The sequence below is a fragment of the Actinosynnema sp. genome, from assembly GCF_052038725.1.
Window position 1 is genome coordinate 1 of sequence record NZ_JBQGCX010000880.1, and the last position, 2,930, is coordinate 2,930.

General features: G+C 76.5%; 3 protein-coding genes. 1 reads left to right on the top strand and 2 read right to left on the bottom strand.

What is annotated here, in order from left to right:
• A partial coding sequence (locus ACTUAL_RS18120; RefSeq protein WP_440901098.1) for a helix-turn-helix domain-containing protein occupies positions 1-129 on the bottom strand: 129 nt, incomplete at its 3' end.
• Positions 130-241: 112 nt separating this feature from the next.
• On the opposite strand from ACTUAL_RS18120, the gene bla reads away from it, so the two are divergent.
• Complete coding sequence (gene bla, locus ACTUAL_RS18125; protein ID WP_440901097.1) at positions 242-1,186, top strand: class A beta-lactamase; 945 nt, start codon at positions 242-244, stop codon at positions 1,184-1,186.
• Positions 1,187-1,552: 366 nt separating this feature from the next.
• Here the strand turns inward: bla and ACTUAL_RS18130 are convergent, their stop codons facing one another.
• Positions 1,553-2,497, bottom strand: a complete 945-nt coding sequence (locus tag ACTUAL_RS18130; protein WP_096495089.1) for a helix-turn-helix transcriptional regulator — start codon at positions 2,495-2,497, stop codon at positions 1,553-1,555.
• Between the last annotated feature and the right edge of the window lie 433 nt (positions 2,498-2,930).

Consider the following 2,930-nt stretch of genomic DNA (forward strand, 5'->3'; position numbering starts at 1 on the left):
GTGCGCCTCCAGCGCGGCGACGCGGCGGCTGGCCACCGGCTGCGGCACGCCCACCGCCGACGCGCCGAGGGTGAAGCTGCCGCGCTCGGCGACGGACACGAACGCCAGGCAGGCTCCGACCAGGTCCACGACCGCAGCTTATGCGCTTCGCGCATGGAACCGGCGGTTTCCGTCTTGGACCGCATGGCGGGGCCGGGTCGAGACTGGCCGGGGAAGTCACCGATCACGGGGAGGAACTCGCGTGTTGACCACCAGGGCACACCGCGCCGGGACGGCGGCGCTGCTGTTCGCGCTGGTCGCGGGCTGCGGGCAGGCCGCACCGCCCGCGCCGACGCCGACGCGGGCCGCCGCCCAGACCTCGGCCGTTCAGACCTCGGCGCCGCTCGGCTCGCCCGCGTTCGCCGCGCTGGAGCAGCGGTTCGACGCCCGGCTCGGGGTATACGCGCTGGACACCGGCAGTGGGCGCGTGGTCGCGCACCGGGCGGACGAGCGGTTCGCCTACGCGTCGACGTTCAAGGCGCTCGCCTTCGGCGCGCTGCTCGCGGAGCGCTCGGTCGCCGACCTGGACGAGCGGGTCACGTTCACCAGGGAGGAGCTGGTCACCTACTCCCCCATCACGGAGGGCAGGGTGGACAGCGGGATGACGCTGCGCGAGGTGGCCGACGCGGCGGTGCGCTACAGCGACAACACGGCGGGCAACCTGCTGCTGCGCGAGCTGGGCGGTGACGCTGGCCTGGCAGGCGGCCCCGCCGCGTTCGAGCGGGCGCTGCGCGCGATCGGCGACACCACCACCTCGCCCGCGCGGGTGGAGACCGAGCTGAACGAGGCCGTCCCCGGCGACCTGCGGGACACCAGCACGCCGCAGGCGCTGGCCGCGGACCTGCGCCGGTACGCGGTGGACGCCGACGTGCTGCCGGACGACCGGCGCGAGCTGCTGGTGTCGACGATGCGCGCGAACACCACCGGTGACGAGGTGATCCGCGCGGGTGTCCCCCAGGGGTGGGTGGTGGCGGACAAGACGGGGTCGGCCGGGTACGGCGGGCGCAACGACATCGCCGTGCTGTGGCCACCGGACCGCGCGCCGATCGTGCTGGCGGTGCTGTCCGGGAAGGCGACCGCAGACGCGGAGCACGACAACGCGCTGCTCGCGGAGGCGACGCGCGCGGTGGTCGAGCTGCTGGACTAGCGCGGGACCGGGGCACCGGATGATCAAGCTCCCCCTGGCTGGGGCGCGTGACCGGTGCCCCGATCCCCGCCGTCCACCAGCCCGCCGACCCGGAAGCCCGCGGCGGCACGGCGTTCGCCCGGCTGTGGATCGCGGGACCGCTGCCGGCGGGCGCGGCGCCGGCCCTGCTCGCCGCGCTCCCACCCCTCCCCACCGGCGCGGGCACCGCCGCCGCGTGGGTTGGGGCGACCGGTTTCCAGCTCACCTGGTCGGGTGAGCTGCTGTCTTCGCGATCGTCGCGTGGGGCGCGGGCGCGCTGGTCGGCGCCGCGGCGCTGTCCCGCCGCTGATCCGCGCAGGACACGCCGGGCAGGTCAAGCGGGGCAGGTCAGGCCGGGCTGTCGCGCCTGCCCACCTGGTCGGCGTCGTCCACCTGCTCGACCTCGGCGCAGTCCTCGGCCGCCGCCTCCGCCTCGCGGGCCGCGCCGAGCATGTCCAGCAGCACCAGCGCGTCGTGCTCGGGCGAGCCCGGTTCGGCGAAGTACACCACGAGCTTCTGGTCGGGCGCGCCGTCGAGGGACATCATCTGGTAGCCGAGGTGGACCTCACCGACGTCGGGGTGCCGGAACACCTTGCGCCCGTTCGACACCTTCCGCCGCACGTCGTAGCGCTCCCACAGCCGCGCGAACTCCGGGCTCTTGACCAGCAGCTCGCCGAGCAGCCGGGCCAGGTCGGGCGCGTCCGGGTCGGTGCCCGCGAGCGCCCGCAGCCCGGCGACGCACCCGCTGATGAACCGGTCGCGCTCCGGCAGGACCTCGCGGGCCGCGGGGTGCAGCAGCAGGTAGCGCACGAGGTTGCGCTGCTTGGCGGGCCAGTCGTCGATGCCCGCGAACAGCCGCGCCCCGCCGGGGTTGGCGGCGAGGACGTCGTCGACCCGGTTGAGCACGTACGCCGGGTTGGGCCGCAGCGACTGGAGGATCAGCTTCACGCCGGGGCGCACCGAGCGGCTGGGCGCCCTGGTGGGCGCGCCCGTGCTGCGGGCGGCGCGCTCGACCAGCTCGCGCAGGTGGGTGACCTCGTCGGGGACCAGCTTGAGCGCGCGGGCGAGCGCGTCCACCACGGCCGGGCTGGGCCTGCGCTCGCGACCGCGCTCAAGCCGGGTGTAGTAGTCGATGCTGATGCCCGCCAGCGCGGCCAGCTCCTCCCGCCGCAGGCCCGGCGTGCGGCGGAGCCCCGGCCCGGCGACCAGCCCGACCTCCTCGGGCCCGATCTGGGCCCGACGCGCCCGCAGGTACCGCCCCAGCTCCGTCCCGCCCTGCCGCTCGTCCACCATGCCTCGGATTGTCCCCCGGCCGGTGCGGGCGCGTGCCACGCCTGGGGGGCCGTGTCACACCCCGGCACCGCCACACCCCGGCACCGGGACCCGTGCGAGGGCGTCGCGCTCTGCTGCTCCTGCCGCGAGCCGGTGGTGGCCGGGCCAGTTCCCGCGGGGACCGGTCGGGGGCAGGCGCAGGCAGGATGGCCGCCGTGGCGCGCGGAACCAGCCCGTCCGGCACCGCGCCCCGGTCGCGCGGCATCGCGGGGCGCGGCGCTGCCGCTCCACATGACGATGATCGCCGCCTCCCCGTGGCGGCTGGTCGACACGGGGGAAGGCGGTCCTGCGCTCGGGCCTGCCGGGACCGGAGCCGCCGCGGCGCTCTCGCTCGCGCTGGTGGGTGGCGTCGGCCCCGTTCCGGTGCCGGGGCTGCCGGACGCGGGCGTGGCGA

Bases quoted from the DNA above. Each gene is read 5' to 3' on its own strand.
- ACTUAL_RS18130 (WP_096495089.1), bottom strand. From the start codon at position 2,497: ATGGTGGACGAGCGGCAGGGCGGGACGGAGCTGGGGCGGTACCTGCGG.